Annotated in this window: 17 protein-coding genes and 2 riboswitches; of the genes, 12 read left to right on the top strand and 5 right to left on the bottom strand. The window is 73.8% G+C overall.

What is annotated here, in order from left to right; genetic code table 11:
* The first annotated feature begins 191 nt into the window (after positions 1-191).
* Genes V6U88_RS10450 through V6U88_RS10430 form a run of 5 tightly spaced genes read left to right on the top strand, consistent with a single transcriptional unit; the run spans position 192 to position 2,988 of the window.
* Positions 192-629, top strand: coding sequence for a TadE/TadG family type IV pilus assembly protein (locus V6U88_RS10450; RefSeq protein ID WP_334451977.1), 438 nt, complete (start codon positions 192-194; stop codon positions 627-629).
* A complete protein-coding gene (locus tag V6U88_RS10445; protein WP_334451976.1) occupies positions 626-1,102 on the top strand; it encodes a TadE/TadG family type IV pilus assembly protein in 477 nt (158 codons plus the stop codon). The genes V6U88_RS10450 and V6U88_RS10445 overlap by 4 nt, the downstream gene beginning before the upstream one ends.
* The gene (locus V6U88_RS10440) at positions 1,099-1,518 is read left to right on the top strand and encodes a hypothetical protein (RefSeq protein ID WP_334451975.1); all 420 of its coding nucleotides are present in this window, start codon (positions 1,099-1,101) and stop codon (positions 1,516-1,518) included. The genes V6U88_RS10445 and V6U88_RS10440 overlap by 4 nt, the downstream gene beginning before the upstream one ends.
* A 15-nt stretch (positions 1,519-1,533) precedes the next feature.
* Positions 1,534-2,679 carry a LysM peptidoglycan-binding domain-containing protein gene (locus tag V6U88_RS10435; protein WP_334451974.1) on the top strand — a complete coding sequence of 382 codons (1,146 nt, stop codon included), beginning with the start codon at positions 1,534-1,536 and terminating at the stop codon, positions 2,677-2,679.
* Positions 2,680-2,721: 42 nt separating this feature from the next.
* On the top strand, positions 2,722-2,988 hold the full coding sequence (locus V6U88_RS10430; protein ID WP_334451973.1) for a colicin immunity domain-containing protein: 267 nt from the start codon (positions 2,722-2,724) through the stop codon (positions 2,986-2,988).
* Between the two features lie 37 nt (positions 2,989-3,025).
* Here V6U88_RS10430 and V6U88_RS10425 read toward each other — a convergent pair whose 3' ends face one another.
* From V6U88_RS10425 to V6U88_RS10415, 3 genes are all read right to left on the bottom strand, one after another.
* Positions 3,026-3,865, bottom strand: a complete 840-nt coding sequence (locus tag V6U88_RS10425) for a Rieske 2Fe-2S domain-containing protein (RefSeq protein WP_334451972.1) — start codon at positions 3,863-3,865, stop codon at positions 3,026-3,028.
* Between the two features lie 81 nt (positions 3,866-3,946).
* Positions 3,947-5,062: a hypothetical protein gene (locus V6U88_RS10420; protein WP_334451971.1), complete on the bottom strand. Its 1,116-nt coding sequence runs from the start codon at positions 5,060-5,062 to the stop codon at positions 3,947-3,949.
* Positions 5,062-5,577: a SigE family RNA polymerase sigma factor gene (locus tag V6U88_RS10415; protein ID WP_334451970.1), complete on the bottom strand. Its 516-nt coding sequence runs from the start codon at positions 5,575-5,577 to the stop codon at positions 5,062-5,064. The genes V6U88_RS10420 and V6U88_RS10415 overlap by 1 nt, the downstream gene beginning before the upstream one ends.
* Before the next feature lie 211 nt (positions 5,578-5,788).
* Positions 5,789-5,932, top strand: a riboswitch (cobalamin riboswitch).
* Between the two features lie 154 nt (positions 5,933-6,086).
* Here V6U88_RS10415 and V6U88_RS10410 point away from each other — a divergent pair.
* The 4 genes from V6U88_RS10410 (at position 6,087) to V6U88_RS10395 (ending at position 13,268) form a co-directional block, all read left to right on the top strand.
* The gene (locus V6U88_RS10410; RefSeq protein ID WP_442934610.1) at positions 6,087-8,447 is read left to right on the top strand and encodes a ribonucleoside-diphosphate reductase subunit alpha; all 2,361 of its coding nucleotides are present in this window, start codon (positions 6,087-6,089) and stop codon (positions 8,445-8,447) included.
* 2 nt (positions 8,448-8,449) lie between these two features.
* Entirely contained in the window at positions 8,450-9,445 is a 996-nt protein-coding gene (locus tag V6U88_RS10405; protein WP_334452354.1) for a ribonucleotide-diphosphate reductase subunit beta, read from the top strand.
* A 19-nt stretch (positions 9,446-9,464) separates the two neighbouring features.
* Complete coding sequence (locus V6U88_RS10400; protein WP_334451969.1) at positions 9,465-10,532, top strand: DNA glycosylase AlkZ-like family protein; 1,068 nt, start codon at positions 9,465-9,467, stop codon at positions 10,530-10,532.
* 264 nt (positions 10,533-10,796) lie between these two features.
* Complete coding sequence (locus V6U88_RS10395; protein WP_334451968.1) at positions 10,797-13,268, top strand: right-handed parallel beta-helix repeat-containing protein; 2,472 nt, start codon at positions 10,797-10,799, stop codon at positions 13,266-13,268.
* Between the two features lie 153 nt (positions 13,269-13,421).
* Here the strand turns inward: V6U88_RS10395 and bluB are convergent, their stop codons facing one another.
* Positions 13,422-14,048 carry a 5,6-dimethylbenzimidazole synthase gene (gene bluB, locus V6U88_RS10390; protein ID WP_334451967.1) on the bottom strand — a complete coding sequence of 209 codons (627 nt, stop codon included), beginning with the start codon at positions 14,046-14,048 and terminating at the stop codon, positions 13,422-13,424.
* Between the two features lie 36 nt (positions 14,049-14,084).
* A riboswitch (cobalamin riboswitch) is annotated at positions 14,085-14,283 on the bottom strand.
* Between the two features lie 124 nt (positions 14,284-14,407).
* Between bluB and V6U88_RS10385 the strand changes: the two genes are divergently transcribed.
* Positions 14,408-14,875, top strand: a complete 468-nt coding sequence (locus tag V6U88_RS10385; protein WP_334451966.1) for a hypothetical protein — start codon at positions 14,408-14,410, stop codon at positions 14,873-14,875.
* A 59-nt stretch (positions 14,876-14,934) separates the two neighbouring features.
* Positions 14,935-15,696, top strand: a complete 762-nt coding sequence (locus V6U88_RS10380; protein ID WP_334451965.1) for a crotonase/enoyl-CoA hydratase family protein — start codon at positions 14,935-14,937, stop codon at positions 15,694-15,696.
* Here V6U88_RS10380 and V6U88_RS10375 read toward each other — a convergent pair.
* Entirely contained in the window at positions 15,689-17,161 is a 1,473-nt protein-coding gene (locus V6U88_RS10375) for a dihydrolipoyl dehydrogenase family protein (RefSeq protein ID WP_334451964.1), read from the bottom strand. The genes V6U88_RS10380 and V6U88_RS10375 overlap by 8 nt on opposite strands.
* Before the next feature lie 91 nt (positions 17,162-17,252).
* Here V6U88_RS10375 and V6U88_RS10370 point away from each other — a divergent pair, with 91 nt between their 5' ends.
* Positions 17,253-18,308 (top strand): serine hydrolase domain-containing protein, encoded by a 1,056-nt coding sequence (locus V6U88_RS10370; RefSeq protein WP_334451963.1) that lies wholly within the window; start codon positions 17,253-17,255, stop codon positions 18,306-18,308.
* The last annotated feature ends 31 nt before the right edge of the window (positions 18,309-18,339 follow it).

The raw sequence follows: 18,339 nt of genomic DNA, 5'->3' as shown, positions 1-18,339 counted from the left end.
CGGCCCCCACCGCCCGGCCCCGGGGCGCGTCCGGCCGCCCTCAGCCGGGGCCGGCAACCCGGCCCGGGCACACCGTCCCGGCCCCCGACACCGCCGGGCCCGGCCACACGATGCGGTCCGGCCATGCCGCACAGCCTGACCAGGCAACCCGGTCCGGCCGTGCCGCCCGCAGCGGGGCGGTCGGTGGTGTCATGCCGCGCGCAGTGCGGGGCGTGCGGCGACGGCTTACCGCCGGGGGTACGGACCGGGGCGCGAACCCGGTCGAGCTGGCCGTCGTCATGCCGGCGGTGCTGGTGCTGCTCTTCGCCTCGGTGCAGGTCGCCGCCTGGTTCGTGGCCCGGTCCACCGCGCTGAACGCCGCGCAGAGCGGGGTGAACGCGCAGCGCGTGCTCCAGGCGCCGCCCGGGGCGGGCGAGGCCCGGGCCACCCGGTTCCTCGGCGCCGCCGGTGACTGGCTCGTCGGCTGGGACAGCCCCGGGCCGACCTGCGTCACCGGGCCCACCGAGGTCACCGGGCCCACAGAGGTCACCTGCACGGTCACCGGCCGGTCCCTGTCGGTCATCCCGGGCGTCAGCTTCCGGGTGCGGCAGACCGCGCACGGCACCGTCGAACGCTGGACCACCCCGTGAGCGCCGCCGCGGACGGCCGCGCCCGGGGCTCGGTCTCCATCGAGGTGGCCGTGCTCGCCCCGGCCTTCATCGCGCTGATCGTGCTGGCCGGGGTGACCGGGCGGACCGCGATCGCCGACGAGGCGGTGGAGGCGGCCGCGCACGACGCCGCCCGGGCCGCCTCGATCTCCCGGGACGCCGGCACCGCCCGCGACGCCGCCCGCGACGCGGCCCGCCGCCAGCTCGACTGGCGGCGCCTGAACTGCACCGGCGCGCCCCGGATGACCTTCAGCGGCTCGGTGCGCGGCCGGTCGACCAGCTTCGACGCGGCGTACCGCAGTCCCGCCGGGCAGCCGGCCAGCGTGACGGTCTCGGTGACCTGTGTGGTGTCGCACCGCGACCTGCGGCTGCCGGCGCTGCCCGGGATGCCGCTGCGCACCACCGCCTCGGCGACCTTCACCTCCCCGCTGGACCGCTACCGGAGCCGGGGATGACGGGCCGCGACGAGGGGCGGGTCAGCCTGTTCCTGGCCGTCGCGATGACCGGCGTGCTCGCGGTCATCGGCGTCGCGTACGACGGCGCCGGGCAGCTCCGCTCGCTGCAACGGGCCGACAACCTCGCCGCCGAGGCGGCCCGCAGCGGCGGCCAGGCCGTCGACCGGGCCCGCGCCATCGAGGGCGGCCCGAAGGAGATCGACGAGTCCGACGCCCGGGCGGCGGTGCGCGACTACCTGTCGGCGGCGGGCGCGACCGGGCACTCGGTGAGCTTCCCCGTCGTCGACGGCGAGAAGCAGATCCGGGTACGCGTCACCGTCACCTACCGCCGGCACATGCTCGGCCTCTTCGGCATGGACGACACCGTCACCGTCTCGGGTGAGGCCACCGCGCGGGCCCTCACCGAGGCACCGTAGGAAGGGAAGGCCGCCATGACCGCATCGCGTGGCTCCGCCGTTCGGCGCACCGGCCAATTGCTCACCGGCTTCGGTTCGCTGGTCGTACTGGTCGCGTTGCTGGTGGGCGCGCCGGTGGCGCTGCTCGCCTTCGCCGGCAATCCGCTGCCCGACCACCTGCCCACCCTGTCGGAGGTGGGCACGGCACTGACCAGCCGGGACGACGGCCGGCTGTTCCTGCGGGCGCTGGCGGTACTCGGCTGGTTCGGTTGGGCGACCTTCGCCTTCTCCGTGCTGGTGGAGCTGGCGGCGCAGGCGACCCGGCGGCCGGCGCCCCGGCTGCCCGGGATGAGCCGGCAGCAACGGGCGGCGGCGGCGCTGGTCGGGTCGGTCGCACTGATCATCGCGGCGAGCCCGGCGGCCAGCGCCGCGGCGGCCATGAGCTACCCGGCGACCACGGCCACCGGACACCCCGCGACGGCGGCCGCGGCGCTGCCGCCGACGACGGGCGTCTTCGCGGCGCCGCACGTCGGGTCGACCGGGGCGGTGCCGGAGGGCGCCGGCGCCGAGGCGGTCCGATCGCAGCCGGCCCCGCCGGTCTACCGGGTGGCCAAGGGCGACTACCTCGGCGAGGTGGCGGAACGCTACCTGGACGACTTCGACCACTACCGGGAGGTGGCCCGGCTCAACCGGCTGCAGGACGCCGACCGGATCCGGCCGGGGCAGCTCATCAAGCTGCCGGCGCGGGCCGAGGACGACGGAGCGCGCAAGCACGCGACCGGCCGGCTGGTGGCGGGCCCGTCGACGCCGCGCAAGCCGTCGCCGCATCCGCCGGCCGCCTCCCCGAAGGAGCCGCCGCGCAGCACACCGGTCCCGGACGAGCAGGCGGGACCGGGCACGCCGGGCGGTCAGCTGGGACCGGGCGGGACCGACGCGAAGCCCGGGCAACCGGCGCCGCAGACGATGCCGCCGCAGGTGGAGCGGCCGGCGGGGGCACCGCCGGCGATGGCGGCCGGGGCGTCGCGGGCCACCGACGACGACCGGATGAACCGGCCGCTGGCGGTCTCCGCGGTGCTCGCCGTGGCCAGCATCGTCGGCGCGCAGATCGGCGCGGTGCTCGGGCTGCGCCGCCGCCCGGCCCGGGCCGCCGCGGCCTCCCGCGCTCGGCACCGCCGCGACTGATCAAGGCCGGAGCACTGTACGTCGAGAGCGATCGGAGACTGGGTGGCGGCGGCTGACGCATGGTGGGAGGCCAGCGCACTCTCCCCCACGGTGTACCCGCTGACCGCCCCGGAGTTCGAGGTCGCCTACCTGAACCTGTTCAAGTACGACCCTCACGGCGCGGCGGTGGCGCGACCGCTGGAGTGGTTGTTCAGCGAGGTGGACGCGTTCGTCGCCGACCCGGACCTGCGGGCCCAGGTCGGCGGTTCGGACGAGGAGACCCTGCGCCGGGTGGCGGCAGAGACGCTGGCCCGGTTGACCGGGGCGTGACCGCCGTGACCGGCGGCTCAGCACGACCCGAATATCCTCAGGGCAGCTTGGTCTGGAGGATTCCGTCGACCACCCGGGTCGGCAGGATTTGCTGGTCGTTGGCGGCCGGGCCGTGTACGACCTCGCCGCCGTTGAGCCGGAACGCGGAGCCGTGCCAGGGGCAGACCACGCAGGTGTGGCCGTCGATCACCTGCACGTCACCCTCGCCGAGCGGGCCGCTCTGGTGCGGGCAACGTTCCAGCATCACGGTGACGTCGTCGCCGTGCCGGTAGAGGATCACCGAGACGTCGTCCACCTCGCGGGTGATCAGCTCGCGCTGCGGCAGCGTGGCCAGGTCGGCGATCGGCTTCCACTCGTCCGGCATCCGGTGCAGCTCGGAGATGCTCTGGCTGACCTGCGCTCCCTGCTTGTACGCCAGGTGCCCGCCGATGTACGCCCCGGTGCTGGCCGCGCTCAACCCCAGGTACGCCAGCACCCGCCCCATGCCGTGCCGGCCGCGCAGCCGGGCGGCGAGCGAGCTGGCGTAGAACACCAGCGCGACCGAGTTGGAGGCGGCGTGCACCAGCCCGACCCGGCGCTGGTCCCGGGCCAGGGCGGCCCAGTCGTTCAGCCCGGCGACGGCGGCCGGGAGGGCGCTCACCGTACCGAGCCCGACCAGGGTGGTGGCCGCCCGGCGCTGACTGGGCAGCAGGTCCAGCACGGCGGCGCTGATCCACGCGCCGACCGGCACCTGCACCATCGCCGGGTGCAGCGGATGGCCCAGCCAGACCCCGTGCAGCAGGTCGCGGACCCGCTGCCCGCGCAGCGTCGACTGGACGGCCCGCTGAAGCCGGTCACCGACCGGGTCCAGCGCGGCGTTCTGCTCGATCTTGTTCATCAGCGCTCGCACCTTCCCCGACTTCCCGGCAGAAGCGGTCGCAAACCGGGCGGCGGGGACGAATTCCGCCGCCCGGTCCACTCACCGCCAGTCCGCCACCTTTGGCTGAAGGGTGGCGCTGCGGAACAGGCCGTCCAGGTTTCCGCCGAGCCGGCGCAGGGTCGCCCGGTCGTGCGCGCTCATTTCCAGGTAGAGGCCCTGGACCCCGTAGACCTGCAGGGTCGCGCCGCCATCCAGCGAGGAACTCCGGCGGGCGGGGTGGCCGTCGATCCGGGAGGTGGGGTCGCCGATCACGCCGCCGTGGTCGCCGCTCACCGATTTGCGGGGCAGGATCAGCACGGCCAGCGGCCAGTCCCCGTACTTCGTCCGCTTGCCCGCGCCGTAGGACAGCTCGACGTCCCAACTCCCGCTCGACCGCACGCTGACCACATACGCCATCGGCTTCAGGCCGGCGGGCGGCGCGTCGAACCGCACCGGCAGCCGGATCGGCCGGTCCACGGCGTAGCGGACGTCGAGGGCGATCCGCCGGGCGGCGGCGCGCGGGTCGCCGGCGCTCTCCGGCAGGTACCGCACGATCACCTCGGCCCAGGCGCCCGGGGCGTACTCCCAGCGCAGCGCGGCGGACCGGGGCTCGACAGTGGCGTTGGCGTTCCACCGGGCGGTCCGGCCGTTGACCGGCTCGGCCGGCTCCAGCCCGGCGGAGCCCGCCCGTCCGGCGGCCACGGCGAAGTCCCGTTCGATGCCGAGCGCGATGTCCCTGCCGGCAGAAACGATCCGCAGTTCGACCGCAGGCGCGTCCTTGACGGGCAGCTGTGAGGTCTCGGGCGTCGATGCGATCAGCGCGAACTGGTTGGTTCCGGTCCGGACGGACCGGTCGGTCAGACCGGCAGGAAGCCAGCCGAACTCGGCGTACTGCTCGGTGGGGTCGAAGGTGGCCGGGGCGGTCGCGGGCATCGGCGCGGCGGTCGCCGTCGGGGACGGCGTGGCCGCCGGGGTGACCGGCGGCGACCGGTCCGCCCGGCCGAGCAGCGCCGGGGCGGCGGCCAGGACCGCGACCACCGCGAGCCCGGCGGTGGCCGTCGCGGCGATCCGCCGCCGTCGCACCTGCCGGCGTCCGTCGCGTACGGCCCGGTGCAGGTCCACGACGGACGGCGGGAGCGGCACGTCCCGCAGCGGTGCCAGCAGCTTCTCCTCCATCACTTCCCCTCTCCGGTGGTCGCATAGGTGTCCATGCCGAGCAGTCGGCGCAGGCTGGCCAACCCGTGCGAGGTCTGGCTCTTGACCGTGCCGGCGGTGCAGCCGAGGGTGGCGGCCACCTCGTCCACCGGCCGGTCGTGCAGGAAGCGCAGCACCAGAACGGCCCGCTGCCGGGGCGGCACCTGGGCGAGCGCGGCGTGCAGCACCTCCCGGTCCTCCACCGCGTCGCCGGCCGGGGCGGGCGCCGGCTCGGGCGGCGTGTCGACCAGGCGGACTCGGGACCAGAGCCGGCGCTTCTCGTCGAGGAAGACCCGGACCAGCACGGTACGCACGTACGCGTCGACGTTGTCCGCCTCGCGGGCCCGCCGCCAGCCGACGTAGAGCCGGGTGACGGCGGTCTGGACCAGGTCGTCGCCGCGGTGCGCGTCCCCGGTCAGGTGGCAGGCGATCCGGCGCAGCGCCGGCAGCCGCGACGTGACGTACTCGACGTACTCCTGTTCCAGGTCCGCCCGCATCCACCCACCCCGTCCGTGAACATTCACCCCGCTGACGCGGTCGGCCACCGTCCAGGTTGTATGCGACGCAGATTTTCTCACCGGCGCGACACGCCCACAGCATGTGGTGTGTTGGCTTTTTGCGACCCACTACATCTAGGATCACTTTCACTGCTGGTGCGACCCTCCGGGGTCCGCCAGGCGTCGGCGCCGGCCAGGCGTCGCGCCGAACAGGGAACCCGGTGCGAATCCGGGACTGCCCCGCAGCGGTGAGCGGGAACGACCGCCGTCACGAGCACTGGGCCCGACGGGGCCCGGGAAGCGACGGCCAGTAGGCGAACGCGCCGGACGCGTCTGCCCGCGAGTCCGAAGACCTGCCAGCACGGCGTGCCCACCGGGCGCGCGTACCACCTCGGGGCCTCGTGGGAGGGCCGTCGAGCCGTACGGAGCACCGCCGGCACACCGACCGGCGGCGATCCGGCGTGCCGTCGTGCCCTCCCGCGGTCCACACCGACCACCCAGGAGAGCACGTGACGGCGTCATCCACCATCGCCCCGCCACCGGTCGGGGCACTGCGGGACCTGCTGCACCGGCACCACCACGACCTGCCCGACACCGACCCGGAGCGGATCCTCGCCCTGGTCGAGTCGGGGCGCACCGCCGGGGCCGGCACCGACGAGCTGACCGGGCTGGCCATCGCGGCGGCGGCCGGGCTGACCGCCGAGGAGCCCGGGTACGCCCGGCTGGCCGCGCGCCTGCTCGCCGGGCGGATCGCCGACGAGACCACCGGCCAGGGCATCGTCGGCTTCAGCGACAGCGTCGCCGCCGCGTACGCCGAGGGTCTGCTGGACCCGGGCTTCGCCGGCTTCGTCGCGACGCACGCCGCCGCCCTCGACGCCCTGGTCGACCACGACGGCGACGACGCCTTCGAGTACTTCGGACTGCGCACCCTGCACGACCGCTACCTGCTGCGCCACCCACGCACCCGCGCGGTGCTGGAACGGCCCCAGCACTTCTGGCTGCGGGTGGCCACCGGCCTGTCCGACACCGTCGCCGAGGCGGGCGAGCTGTACCGGCTGATGTCCCGGCTGGCCTACCTGCCCAGCTCGCCGACGCTGTTCAACGCCGGTGCCCGGCACCAGCAGCTCTCCTCCTGCTTCCTGGTCGACTCGCCCCGCGACGAGCTGGACTCGATCTACGAGCGCTACACGCAGGTGGCGAAGCTGTCGAAGTTCGCCGGTGGGATCGGCATCTCGTGGTCCCGGGTGCGCTCGCGGGGGTCGCTGATCCGGGGCACCAACGGCCGGTCCAACGGCATCGTGCCCTGGCTGCGCACCCTCGACGCCAGCGTCGCGGCGGTCAACCAGGGCGGCCGGCGCAAGGGCGCGGCCTGCGTCTACCTGGACACCTGGCACGCCGACATCGAGGAGTTCCTGGAGCTCAAGGACAACACCGGCGACGAGGCCCGGCGCACGCACAACCTGAACCTGGCCAACTGGGTGCCGGACGAGTTCATGCGCCGGGTCGAGGCGGACGCCGACTGGTCGCTGTTCGACCCGAAGGAGGTGCCGGAACTGGTCGACCTGTGGGGCGCGGAGTTCGACACCGCGTACCGGGCGGCGGAGGCCGCCGGTAAGGCGGTCCGGACGCTGCCGGCCCGCACCCTGTACGGCCGGATGATGCGCACCCTCGCGCAGACCGGCAACGGCTGGATGACCTTCAAGGACGCGGCGAACCGCACCTGCAACCAGGTCGGGGCCGGCGGCGGCGTGGTGCACCACTCCAACCTGTGCACCGAGATCCTGGAGGTGACCAGCGACGGCGAGACGGCGGTCTGCACGCTCGGCTCGGTCAACCTGGCCGCCCACCTCGTCGACGGTGGGGTGGACTTCGCTGGGCTCGCCGCGACGGTCCGGCTGGCCGTCGGGGCGCTGGACCGGGCGATCGACCGCAACTGGTTCCCCACCGAGCAGGCGGCCACCGCGCACCGGCGGTGGCGGCCGCTGGGGCTGGGCGTGATGGGGCTGGCCGACGTCTTCGCCGCGCTGCGGCTGCCGTTCGACTCGCCGGAGGCGCTGGCCCTGTCCACCCGGATCGCCGAGGAGATCGCCCTGGCCGCGTACGACGCCTCCGCCGACCTGGCGGCGGCGCGCGGCGCGCACCCGGCGTACCCGCTGACCCGGGCGGCCGGCGGGGTGCTGCACCCGGACCACTGGCCGGACGCCCGACCGGCCCGGCCGCAGGCGTGGGCGGCGCTGCGGGAGAAGGTGGCCCGGCACGGGCTGCGCAACTCGCTGCTGGTGGCGATCGCGCCGACGGCCACCATCGCCTCGATCGCCGGCTGCGCCGAGTGCGTCGAGCCGCTGGTCTCCAACGTCTTCAAGCGCGAGACCCTCTCCGGGGAGTTCCTCCAGGTCAACCGGCACCTGGTCGCCGACCTGAAGCGGTTGGGCCGGTGGACGCCGCAGACCCGGGACGCGATCAAGCGGGCGGACGGCTCGGTGCAGGAGCTGGACCTGCCGGCGGAGCTGAAGGCGTTGCACCGCACCGCGTGGGAGCTGCCGCAGAAGGCGCTGATCGACCTGGCCGCGGCCCGCGCGCCGTACGTGGACCAGTCGCAGTCGCTCAACCTGTTCCAGGCCAGCCCGACCATCGGCCGGCTCTCCTCCATGTACGCCTACGCCTGGCGGGCCGGCCTGAAGACCACCTACTACCTGCGGTCCCGTCCGGCGACCCGGATCGCCCAGACCACCGTCGCCGCGGCACCGGCTGCGGCGCCCGTGCCGTCGCCGCGACCGGCCGCGCCGGCCCTGCTCACCCTGTCCGTCGGCGAGAGCGACGCGGTCGCCTGCTCGCTGGAGAACCCCGAGATCTGCGAGGCCTGCCAGTGACGATGCTGCTCGACCCCGGGATGGACCTGACCCTGCGACCGATGCGCTACCCGGACTTCTACGAGCGGTTCCGGGCCGCCATCCGCAACACCTGGACGGTGGAGGAGGTGGATCTGGCCTCCGACGTACCCGATCTGGCCACCCTCTCCGCCGGCGAGCGGCACCTCGTCCACCGCCTGGTGGCGTTCTTCGCCACCGGCGACTCGATCGTGGCGAACAACCTGGTGCTCAACCTCTACCAGCACGTCAACGCGCCCGAGGCCCGCCTCTACCTCTCCCGCCAGCTCTACGAGGAGGCGGTGCACGTCCAGTTCTACCTGACCCTGCTCGACACCTACCTGCCCGATCACAACGAGCGGGCGAAGGCGTTCGCGGCGGTCGAGCACATCCCGTCGATCCGCGACAAGGCGGAGTTCTGCTTCCGCTGGATCGACTCGATCGGCGGCCTGCACCGGCTGGAGAGCCGGGAGGAGCGGCGGGCGTTCCTGCTCAACCTGATCTGCTTCGCGGCCTGCGTGGAGGGGCTCTTCTTCTACGGCGCCTTCGCCTACGTCTACTGGCTGCGCTCGCGCGGGCTGCTCTCCGGGCTGGCCACCGGCACCAACTGGGTGTTCCGCGACGAATCGATGCACATGGAGTTCGCCTTCTCGGTGGTCGACACCGTCCGCGCCGAGGAGCCGTCGCTGTTCGACGAGGCGATGGCGGACCAGGTGCGGACCATGCTGGACGAGGCGGTGACCGCCGAGCTGGCCTTCGCCCGGGACCTCTGCGGGGAGGGCCTGCCGGGCATGAACACCGCCGACATGCGCCGCTACCTGGAGTACGTGGCGGACGCGCGGCTCGCCCGGCTCGGCCTGCCGCCCGCGTACGGATCGACGAACCCCTTCCCGTTCATGGAGTTGCAGGACGTGCAGGAGCTGACCAACTTCTTCGAGCGGCGGGTGTCCGCGTACCAGGTGGCGGTCGGCGGCGAGGTGAGCCTGGACGACGACTTCTGAGGCCGCCTAGCCTCGGCCCATGCCTCACCATCGGCTCGACCGGGTCGACGCCCGGCGGATCGCGGTGCGCGCCCAACTGCTGGACGCGCACCGGCCGCCGGATCTGCTGACCGTGGTGCACCGGTTGACGTTCCTGCAACTGGATCCGACGGCCGCCGTGGCGCCCAGCGCCGACCTCGTCGCGTGGACGCGGCTGGGCGCCGGGTACCGGCCGGACCACCTGCGACACGCCGTCGGGCGGGACCGCACCATGTTCGAGCACCAGGCCATGGTGTGGCCGATGGCGGATCTCGGGTTGCACCTCGCCGAGATGGCGGCGTGGCCGCCCGAGGGCTCACGGGCGCACGCCTGGCTGGCGGCGAACGCCACGTTCCACCGGTTCGTGCTCGACCTGCTGCGTGACTCCGGCCCGCTGCTCTCCCGTGACGTGCCGGACCGCAGCGTGGTGCCGTGGCCGTCGACCGGCTGGACGAACAACCGCAACGTCACCAAGCTGCTGGAACTGCTCGCCGCCCGGGGCGAGATCGCCGTCTTCGACCGGGTCGGCCGGCAACGCCGGTGGGACCTGGCCGAGCGGGTCTACCCGCCGGACACGACGGCCGTACCGGCCGACGAGGCCCGGGCGATACGCGACGAGCGGCGGTTGCGCTCGCTGGGCATCGCCCGGGCGTCGGTGGTCGGTGCGGCCGGTGAGCCGGCGCGGGTCGAGGGCGTCCCGGGTGAGTGGCGGGTCGACCCGGCCGCCCTCGGCCAGCCGTTCACCGGCCGCACCGCGCTGCTGTCACCGTTCGACCGGCTGGTCCACGACCGCAAGCGGGCCCGGGAACTCTTCGACTTCGAGTACGTCCTGGAGATGTACCTGCCGAAGGCGAAGCGCCGCTGGGGCTACTTCGCGCTGCCCGTGCTGCACCACGACCGACTGATCGGCAAGGTGGACGCCACGGCCGACCACAGGGCAGGGGCACTGCGGGTGGACGCGATCCACCAGGACGTCCCGTTCGACCCGGCCGTCACCGCGGCGGTGGACGCCGAGTTGGCGGCGCTGGCGTCCTGGCTCGGCCTGCCCGAGGTCACCCACACCCTGTAGGTCGCCGGCGTCAAGCGACGGATCATCGTCGGCTACCCGCACGACAGGATCTGGCTGATCGGCGCGGCTCACATCGGTGGCCGTCGCGGTACTCTCCCCGCACGATAATGATCGACTTCACGGGGATGCTTCATGGACATTCGCGCGTGGGCGCGTCTCGCGGTCGTGCCGCTGGTCGGCGGAGCGGGCTTGGTGGGCCCGGCGGCGCCCGCCGCGATCGCTACGCCGACGTCGGTACCGACGGCCGCGACCAGCGAGTTGTACGTGAGTAACAAGGCTTGCACCCCCGGCGGGGACGGCAGCGTGATCACGCCGTTCTGCACGATCTCGGCGGCGGCTGCCGTCGTAGAGCCTGGTCAGACGGTGCTGGTGCAGCCCGGCACCTACGCCGAGGCGGTGACGCTGACCCGCTCGGGCACCGAGGCCGCGCCGATCGTCTTCCGGGCCGTCACCGGGCCCGGCGGTATCGTGACCGTCGACGGTTCGGGCAGCGCCGCCGCGGCGTTCACGGTCGCCGGCGTCAACGACGTCGAGATCGAGGGCTTCCGTCTGGTCGGCGGGGCGCGAATGACGCCGCTTGTGGTCGACGGGTCCGACCGGGTGACCGTCGACGGCATCACCACGATGCCGAGTCGCGCTCCGGCCGCCCTGCACCTCACCGGCGGGTCGAGCGGAGTCACGGTGGTCCGGAGCATGCTGGCCAACCAGCCCGGAGTGGCACCCAGCCTGCTGATCGACGATGGGGTCGCCGGTGCGACGGTGGCGTCGAACCAGCTGACCTACGGTGGTCTGCTGGTGGCCGGTGCTCCCGGCACGTCGATCGTCAACAACACGGTGCTGACCAGCTGCGTCGCGGGGATCGTGGCCGACGCGTCGCCGGGTGTGTCCATCGAGAACAACATCGTGCGGACGAACATGACGCGGGAGGCGTACGCCTCGCCAGCAACCGCCACCGCGATCGCCGTCTCGGCGTCGTCCGTAAACGGGACGGTGGCCGACCACAACCTGATCGACCCGATCACCGGCGGCGCCCTCTACTCCTGGAACGGCACCGCGCATCAGGACGTCCCGTCCTTCCAGCAGGCGAGTGGGCAGGGCGAGGGTGACCTCGCCGCCGACCCGATGGTCGGCCCACGGTTGGGCGGATACCTCGGGTGGCACCGGACCGACCCCGCCTCGCCGGCGGTCGACTCGGCGGACGCCACCGCCCGCGGCGTGACCGCCACCGACTTCCTGGACAACCCGCGCACCGACAACCCGCAGGTAGCCGACACCGGCGTCGGCTACCACGATCGTGGCGCGGTGGAGGTGCAGGGCGACCGGCGGGGCGGGGAGCGGAGCCTGCGGCGCAAGGCCGGGGGCGATCCCCTGACCGTGACGGCGACGAACGCTCCGGAGTACGTGTGGCCGGTGAACGGTCGGGGCGGCCTGGTCGCGTACAAGTTCGACGGCGACCTGTTCTGGCGGGTGACCGAGACCCGGACGCTGGACCACACGTTCCGCCAAGCGGGCCACCGCTGTGTACGGACCTGGTTCAGTGACAACCGGTTCCGGTCGTACAGCCCCGGCTACGAGCAACAATTCTGCACGGTCGTCGGGGCCCACTACACACCGGTCGCCCCGACGCGTCTGCTGGACACCCGGGCCGCGATCGGGACGACCACCACCACCCCGGTTTCTCCGAACTCCGAGATCTTGCTTTCGGTGCCGCAGATCGGCGGGGTGCCGGCGGCCGAGATCAGCTCGGCGGTCCTCAACGTGACGGTCACCCAACCCACCGCCGCAGGCTTCGTCACGGTATACCCCGACCGCGGCTCGGCACCAGGCGCGTCGAACGTCAACTTCGTGGCGAAGGAGACGGTGCCCAACCTGGTCACGGTCCAGATGGACACCGGCGGGATCCGCTTCCGCAACACCAGCTCCGGAACGGTACACCTGGTCGCCGACCTCCAAGGCTTCTACAGCCGGCTGGGCTCCGGGCTGAAGCCGGTCACGCCGACCCGGGTGTTGGACACCCGCACGGGCAGCCCGATCGGCGGCAACGGCAACCTCCGACTCGACCTGTCCGCAAAGCTCCCGGCCGACGCGACAGCGGCGATCCTGAACGTGACGGTGACGAAGCCGACGGCGAACGGGGTGTTGAAGGTCTACCCGGACGGCTCGCCGGTACCGGTGGCCTCGAACCTGAACTTCGTCACCGGGCAGACGATCCCGAACCTGGTGATCGTGCCGGTCGTGGCAGGTCGGGTCATGATTCGTAACGCCAGCGCGGGAACCACCCACGTGGTCGCCGATCTCGCTGGCTACTTCGGATCGGCCGCGTCCGGCGCCGACCAGAGCTTCGTGCCGCGGTGGCCGTCCCGGGTGGCCGACACCCGCAACGGACTCGGCTGGGAAGGCCGGTCGGTCGCCAAGCCACTCAGCCCCCGGGAGTCTGATCGATTCACCCCGGTCAGCGAGCCGTGGGAGTGGTGCGACGGCGGGTGCCCGCCGGCCACCGCCGCCGTGCTCAACCTGACCGTCACCACGCCGGCCGCCGCAGGCGTACTGACCGCCCACCCGGCCGACGCGGCGGCACCGACAGCGTCGAACGTCAACTTCGTCGCCGGTGAGACGGCGTCGAACCTGGCCGTGGTGAAGGTCGGCGCCGATGGCCGGGTTGCCGTGTTCAACAACAGCAGCGGCTCCACCCACATCATCGTCGACCAGTCGGGAAACTTCATCGCGGCCCCCTGACGGTTGCCCAGGTCCACTGCGGCCGCGTCCCACTTCGGGGCGCGGCCGTCGCCCACGCTGCGAGGTGGCCCCCGAGTCGTTCACGTCATCAGGTCTGTAGCGCACGGCACCCCGGGGGCCTCGGGGTGACCGCGCAGCCCGGGGTAGCCAAGGTCAGCGACCGCCCGCCCACCGGTCGCTGTGCAGCGCCTCGACCAGCGGGCGCTTCTGCCGCCAGCCGTGCCGGGCCAGGTCGGGCACCTCCTCCAGGTGCGTCACCGGCCCGACGCAGAGCCAGGCCACCGGCCGGATGCCCGCGGGAATGCCCAGCAGGTCGGCCAGGATCGGCTCCCGGTAGAAGGAGACCCAGCCGACGCCGAGTCCCTCGGCGGTGGCGGCGAGCCAGAGGTTCTGGATGGCCAGGCAGACCGAGTAGAGGCCGGCGTCGGCGATGGCGTGCCGGCCCAGCACGGCCGGGCCGCCCCGGGACGGGTCGTAGGTGACCACGATCGACAGGGTGGACTCCAACACCCCGTCGATCTTGATGCGAGCGAACCGCGCCGCCGCCTCGCCCGACAGGGTGGCGGCGAAGGTGTCCCGCTCCGTCTGGACGTGCTCGTGGAAGCGGCGGCGCAGCGCGGCGTCCCGGACCAGGACGAAGTCCCACGGCTGCGAGTAGCCGACGCTCGGCGCGGCGTGCGCCGCGTCCAGGACGCGGTGCAGGGTCTCGTCCGGCACCGGCGCCCCGGTGAACTCGGCCCGGACGTCCCGGCGACGGTGGATGGCGGTGTAGAGGTCCACGGCAGGCTCCCGCTGCGCAAGGCCCACCCCTGACGGGCGGGCGGTCGACGCGAGGCCGGTCTTCGGACTCCCGGATCGACGCCTGGCCGCCCGCCTTCCCAGCCGTACGGCCAGTGGCTGCGCTTCTCGCGCGTGGACGGTGGCTCCCCGGTCACCGCGGCGGGCCCGTGCCGGATTTCCACCGGCTTCCCGATTCTCCCCGCGCACGCGGGGCACCTCGCATGATCGTTGCCGTCGGCGATGCTAGCGGCCGCACCGGGGTAACCGGCATGCGCACCGGGACTACCGCCCCCTACAGTGGCGGGACCCCGGGGCCGATCCGACCGTCCGGGGTCGCACACCAACACGGGGGAACCACCATGACCAACCCTGCCCGCGTCGTCCGTATGGTCCTGACGCTGGCCGTCGCCGCCGGAGTCGTGGCCGGCTGCCAGCCGACGGAGGAGAAGAAGCCCGCCGCCGCGTCGTCGGCGAGCAGCGCGCCCAGCCCGACGGTCGACGTCGCCGCGAACAGCAAGCAGGTCTGCGACGCCGCCCTCGCAATGGCCAAGGAGCACTTCGTCGGGATGGCGGACGACGCCATCGCGGCCATCGACAAGCCGGTCAGCGCCAAGGAGGCCGGCGCCAAGGTTCGCGCCCACTACACCGAGATGGCGGCGGGGCTGCGCAAGGAGGCCGCCCGCGCCGCCGACCCGCAGCTGCGCGGAGCGGTGGAGAACCTGGCCGGCGCGATCGAGAAGCGGCTGACCGGCCCGGACGCCATCAAGGTCGAGGCGCCTGACCTGGACCCGACCCTCAAGGCGCTGGACACCGCCTGCGGCCGGTGATCCGGACGGCGCCGACCGCCCCCTGGCGTGCCGGCGCCGCCGCCCGGCATGCTGTGCCGATGGCCGTACACGTCACGCACGACGGACCGGTGACCACGGTGATCCTCGACCGGGCGGCGTCGCGCAACGCCGTCGACGGTCCCACCGCGCGGGCCCTCGCCGACGCGTTCCGCGCCTTCGAGGCCGACCCGGACGCCCGGGCCGCGGTGCTCTGGGGGGCGGGCGGCACGTTCTGCTCGGGAGCCGACCTCAAGGCGATCGGCACGCCCAGCGGCAACCGGGTCGAGCCGGACGGCGACGGCCCGATGGGCCCGACCCGGATGTCGCTGTCCAAGCCGGTCGTCGCCGCGATCTCCGGGTACGCCGTGGCCGGCGGCCTGGAGCTGGCGCTCTGGTGCGACCTGCGGGTCGCCGAGTCCGACGCGGTGCTCGGGGTGTTCTGCCGGCGCTGGGGCGTACCGCTGATCGACGGCGGGACGGTCCGGCTGCCGAGGCTGATCGGGGAGAGCCGGGCGATGGACCTGATCCTCACCGGCCGGCCGGTGCCCGCCGAGGAGGCGTTCGCGATGGGGTTGGTCAACCGGCTGGTCGCGCCGGGTGAGGCGCGGACGGAGGCCGAGCGGCTGGCCGCCGAGATCGCCCGTCATCCGCAGACCTGCCTGCGCAACGACCGCGCCGCCGTGCTCGCCACCGCCGGCCTGCCCGAGCCGGAGGCGCTCGCCACCGAACTGGCGTACGGCATGCGGTCGCTGGCCACGGACGCGGCGGCCGGCGCGGCCCGGTTCGCCGGGGGCGCCGGCCGCCACGGCAGCGTCAGCTGAGGTCGCGCAGGGCGTCCTCGATCGCCCGGTGGAACGTCGGGTACGCGTAGATCATGTGCCGCAGGTGGCTCAGCGGCACCGCCGCGTGCACCGCCACCACCAGCGCCGACAGCACCTCGCCGCCGGCCGGGCCGGCCGACGTGGCGCCCACCAGCACGCCCTGGTCGGCGTCCGCGACCAGCTTGATGAAGCCCTCGTTGCCGGCCTTGTGGATCCAGCCCCGCGCTGACGAGGTGAGCTTGGCGAAACCGACCTGCACGTTGATGCCGCGCTGGCGGGCCTGGTGCTCGGTGAGGCCGACCGCGCCGATCTCCGGGTCGGTGAAGGTGACCCGGGGCAGCGCCCGGTAGTCGGCCCGGGGCATGGTGCCGGCGGCGGTCGTGGTCATCGCGCCGCCGACCGCGCTGGCCGCGCCGATCGCCCCGCCCACCATGCCGGCGGGGCCGCTGGCGTCGGGTGCACCCATGGCGTGCCGAGCACGGTCGAGCACGTCGGCGATGACGATCGCCGCCTGGTACATCGCGATGTGGGTGAAGGCCCCCTCGCCGGTGACGTCGCCGACGGCCCAGACGCCGTCGGTGACCCGCATCTGCCCGTCGACCGACAGGTAGCGCTGCGCGGCGTCCACACCGATGGTGTCCAGGCCCAGCTCTTCCAGGTGCGCCCGGCGCCCGGTGACCACCAGCAGCCGCTCCGCGGTGAAGGCGTCGTCGCCGGCGTGCAGGGTGAAGGTGGAGCCGTCGTGGCTGACCCGGTCGGCCTTGACGCCGGCGCGGATCTCCACCCCGTCGGCGCGCAGGGCCGCGGCGACCACCTCGGTGGACTCGGGCTCCTCGAAGGCGAGCACCCGGTCCACCGCCTCCACCACGGTCACCTGTACGCCGAACCGGGCGAACACCTGCGCCAGCTCCAGCCCGATCGCCCCGCCGCCGAGGATGAGCAGCGACTCCGGCAGCTCCTCGACCTCCATCGCCTGGTGGTTCGTCCAGTACGGCGTGTCGGCCAGCCCGTCGATCGGCGGCACGGAGGGGCGGGTGCCGGTGCCGAACACGATCCCGTGCCGCGCCTGGAAGACCTGATCGCCGACCATTACCCGGCCGGGGCCGTCGAGCCGGGCGGAGCCGCGCACGAACCGCCCGCCCCTGCCGGTGAACCGGTCGACCGCCACCTTGTCGTCCCAGTGGTCGGTGGCCTCCTCGCGGATCCGCCTGGCCACCGGCGCCCAGTCCGCCTGGACCTGGGCCGAGCCGGCCAGCTCGTTGACCCGCCGCGCCTCGGCCAGGGCGTTCGCCGCCCTGATCATCATCTTGCTGGGGACGCACCCCCAGTACGGACACTCCCCGCCGACCAGGTTCCGTTCGACGCCGACGACGGTCAGGCCGGCCTCGGCGAGTCGCCCGGCCACCTCCTCGCCGCCGACGCCCAACCCGACCACGACCACGTCCACCACTTCCGGCTCCGCCATGCCGCCAGCATCCCCCGACGGCAGGGGGCCGGCCAGCGGACCACCCGGAATTCCCGCGCCCGTAATCATTTCCACCGCCTACGGTGACCCCATGCCCGATCGTTTCCACCCGGTCCGCGACTGCTTCCTCGAGCTGCTGGCCGCCGGCCGGGAGACCGGCGCCGGCCTGACCATCTGGTACGACGGTCACCCCGTGGTGGACCTGGTCGCCGACAGCCGCGGAGCCTGGCGGCCGGACACGCTGGTGAACGTCTACTCGGTCGGCAAGCCGGTGGCGGCGCTCTGCCTGCTGATGCTCGTCGACCGGGGCCGGCTCGACCTGGACGACATGGTGGCGACGCACTGGTCGGGGTTCCGCACTCCGGCCACGGTCCGCCGGGTGCTCGACCACACGGCCGGGCTGCCGGTCTTCCCGGTGGCCCGACCGGCGGAGGCGGTCGCCGACTGGGACCTGCTCTGCGCCGACCTGGCCGCCGCCGACCCCGAATGGGAGCCGGGCAGCGTCGCGGGCGAGCACGCCTGGACGTACGGGCATCTGGTGGGCGAGCTGGTCCGGCGGGTGGACGGGCGGTCGGTGGGGCGGTTCCTGGCCGAGGAGATCGCCGGACCGTGGCGCCTCGACCTGGGCTTCGGCCTCGGGGCGGCGGACCAGCGGCGCTGCGCCGACCTGTCGTACGGCGATCCGGCCTGGCCGGTGCGGATGCTCGGTGAGCCGGGGTCGCTGCGCGCCCGGGCGTTGGACAACCCGCCCGGCGGCCTCGACCTGGCGGTGGTCAACAGCCCGCTCTGGCGGGGCGCGCAGGTCCCGGCGGTCAACCTGCACGCCACGGCGTCCGCGCTGGCCCGGCTCTACGCGGGCCTGGCCGCCGGCGGCACCCTCGACGGGGTACGCCTGTTCAGCCCGGAGCTGGTCGCCGAGGCTACCCGGGTCCAGTACGACGGCCCGGACCTGGTCCTGGACCGCCGGGCGTGCTGGACGCTCGGGATGCAGCGGGAGCCGGACGGAAGCTGGGGCATGGGCGGGATCGGGGGCAGCAGCGCCTGGGCCGACCCGGAACGCGGCTACACCTTCGCCTACGCCACCGCCCGGCTCGCCGACCACGACCGGGTGGACGAGCTGGTCGAGGTGCTGCACTCCTGCCTCTGACCTCGGAAGCGGCACTCGCACGGTCAGTACA

It is taken from the genome of Micromonospora sp. CPCC 205739, assembly GCF_036906795.1.
GTDB lineage: Bacteria > Actinomycetota > Actinomycetes > Mycobacteriales > Micromonosporaceae > Micromonospora.
This window is presented reverse-complemented; position numbering and strand designations above follow the sequence as displayed.